This window comes from Sphingomonas sp. (assembly GCF_051962185.1).
Lineage (GTDB): Bacteria > Pseudomonadota > Alphaproteobacteria > Sphingomonadales > Sphingomonadaceae > Sphingomonas.
Genome location: NZ_JBQCCN010000341.1, coordinates 1 through 3,056, shown reverse-complemented (window position 1 = coordinate 3,056; position 3,056 = coordinate 1). Strand labels below are relative to the sequence as shown.

Annotated in this window: 2 protein-coding genes; both read right to left on the bottom strand. The window is 54.5% G+C overall.

Going from position 1 to position 3,056, the window contains the following annotated elements:
• Nucleotides 1-170: 170 nt before the first annotated feature.
• Nucleotides 171-1,784, bottom strand: a complete 1,614-nt coding sequence (locus ACTHJR_RS20775) for a hypothetical protein (protein ID WP_440525328.1) — start codon at nucleotides 1,782-1,784, stop codon at nucleotides 171-173.
• Between the two features lie 357 nt (nucleotides 1,785-2,141).
• Nucleotides 2,142-2,831: a hypothetical protein gene (locus ACTHJR_RS20770; protein WP_440525327.1), complete on the bottom strand. Its 690-nt coding sequence runs from the start codon at nucleotides 2,829-2,831 to the stop codon at nucleotides 2,142-2,144.
• Between the last annotated feature and the right edge of the window lie 225 nt (nucleotides 2,832-3,056).

Genomic DNA, 3,056 nt, shown 5'->3' with positions numbered 1-3,056 from the left:
TCGCGGGCGCGGCGGGGAGGCGGGCGCTGGAAGCCGGTCAGGCTAGCGTCCCGCGCGAGCGCGCCCGGACGGGCGAATGCGAGAGTCGCGAGGGCCGATAGCAGGGGGGAGGGGGTGGGGGAAGGGTGGGGGATGAGAAGGTAGCCGATGCTCCCTGGAAAATGAACACCTCAGAATCGTCGGGCGAGATCCGCGACCTGCTTTTGCGTGGCGGCTTTAGTTGTAGTGTCGCCCTCACGCCAATAGACTTCATCATTGTAGAATGAGAGTTCCGTTTGTGCTGGAATAGTTATAATAATCACCCCATAGCCATAGAAGGAGTTGTAGTCTATATTCGACAGCACGGTCGTCTTTAGTGGCTCAGAAATCGCACTGTTTTTTATTCTATCTCTTATAATTCCATGATATCCTTCAACGGATTTTCCTAGAAACTTAGATTCACGATTTACTCCGACAACCAGTCTTTTGCCGACTTTTCTGGCATCTATGCCGTCGAGAGTCTTTACGCGCATGGCATCAGCCTCCTTGTCTGTGACGCCAAGAAGGAGCTTGCCGTTCCGCTCTTTGCCATTGTTGGCGATAGCGGTGATCGTTATTAATATTTTCTCTAGAGCATCTTCATCTATAGATCGACCTTCTCCAAGACTGACTATTCCCTGCTTAAGTTCGTAACCACTCAATTCTATCTCGGATCTACGAATTGATACCTCGACGTCAGAGGCGGAATGGTTCTCATATATCTCTTTTGATAGGTCGCCATCTACAAAAGTCGGTTCTATCAATGCTCTAATTATATCGACGTTCTTTTTTCGTTCCTTTGGTGCTGTTGAGCTTCGTGATGTATTGATCCGCTTGTCGATGTTGTCCAAGGCATCCTTGGTTGCCTTATAGTCCGATATCTTCTTTTTATCGCGTACAAATAATTGATGAAACGCCATCAATATCACAGCGAATACGGTAGGAAAACCATTCGTATTTCTTTTGGAAAATACGATATCTCTTAATTTTGAAGGTTGTCCAGATGAACAGACCAAGCCAATCTGATCGATGCAAAATTTTATTTCGTCGCTGACTCTGTCAGAGCCATAAACTTCAAGTGCGGCAATCAGTCTTTCCGATTCATCAGAGGAGCGATCATAGACGCGATCCAAGTAATCCTTGGAGCGGTCTACCATTTCGCCGAGAACAATTGACGCGGTGATATCGGCGAGACACTGTTCATCCATGCTATCGCGGAGGTCCGTGGAGCGCAGGATGCCCTCGTCCACCCAAAAAACCTCGTCAGCTTTTACAAGATAGCCGTGTTTAGTAGTAGGAAGATCAACGCTTATGGACGGCATTGCGCTGAGAGCGAGGACGTCTGCGGAGGCGTCTCCACGGATGGTACTTGCCAGTTTTCTGATTAGATTAGAAAACTCGTTCTGCACGCCAGCTTGTCGGCGTTCTTGATCGCTAAGACGATGGCCATAGGTGTTGATTCTGTCGAAGACGTCATCGACCTCCGCGTCGGTGGCGTTGCGCATCACTGACAATGCTAACGAATAGTCTAAAAGTGTGGAAACGTCTTTTTGAGATATGCGCGAGTCGCCCTCTAAAGGAGTGAAATCACCGTTTTCCATCCTGCTTTTAACAGTTGGGAATAGGTCGAATGCAAATAGTTTTCCGTCCAGGGTGGGAAATGCTCCCTCAATGAAGGAGACTATAGCTTGCAGTCGCTGCAAACCATCGATGATCTCGTAAGCCCCTGCGATACCCTCCCTTTCCGCTACTAGGATCGCTGGGATGGGGTATTTTTTTTAGGATCGACTCTATGAGCTTTTGTTTTTCTTCGAGAGTCCAAACCAACTTTCGCTGATAGCGCCGATTCACGAAAAGTTTATTGTCGGCGTACATTCCATACAGCGACTGGATCGAGGTAGGTTGCGGTGTAAGCTCGGCCAATATGAATCTCCCTTGAGATCATCATACGTGCGGCAACGGGAGCGCGCTAGGCGCGCGCGATTACGATACGGTGACAGTTTACTTCTGTGGACGCCTCCACGGAGGCAAGCGGTAAATTCGAGACATTGCAAGAGTTACGGTCAAGTTACGGCGACAGTTTACCAAATGCACTGAATCGACGGTCACGCGGTAACGCGCCCTCAATACCCCACCTCCAACACCACCACGCTCAACCGCCCGCGATATCGCCCGACCAGCGTCATGTTCCCGCCCGGATAGTCGACCCCGTTCATCGCCATGATCGCCATGGTCGGCATCTGCGCCGTGAAGAACGGCTGGTACGTCTTGGCGAAGGGTCCGGTGATGGTCGACACGCCCGCTTTGTCGTCGACCCAGTCGACATAGCCCCAGTTCGTGCCGGCGAGCCGCAGGCGGCTGCCGGCCGGTGGCGCCGGCGGGGTGGCGCCGTCTTTCCAGGGAGTGCCGCATGCCACCCTGGTCAGCCGCGCGTTCGACAGATGCGGGCCGTTATAGTCGGCGGTGAAGTCGAAGCAGCGGCCGTCGCTGAACGACAGGCTGACCGGGAGATAGCCGCGCGACCAGGCGGCGGTGACGTGCGATCCCTTCGTCTCCGCAATCGTATAGGCGCCGATGACCGAGACATGCGCATCCTTCCGGGGATAGCCCGGCGCGATGCTGAACAAGTGTGGAAATGCGTCGTCGGTGATCGCCGCGAGCGACGGCGCGCCCGGCTCGGCGACCGCCGCTACGGGCGGGCCCGCCGGGCCCAAATAGCCGGCGGGCGGCATGGACTGAGCGTGCAGGCCGCTCGCCGGAATCGCTGGCACCAGCGTGGCCAACGCTATTCCAATCGCATCGATCGACCGCACTGCCCGTCTCCCGAACCGAACCTATCGCGGCGGCCATCCACCGACGCTTCGTCAACTCGCCTTTGCCTATGCCTGGCGAGCGGCCGCCATGCGGATCATGGCCGCGCGAGATGAAGTCGCTTCCCATTGGCCGCCAGCCACGCGTCCAGGCATCTGTTCGCCTCCGCCGTCGGGCTGTCCATCAGATAGAGCCTGACGTCGCCCAGCATCGCCGTAGGATACATC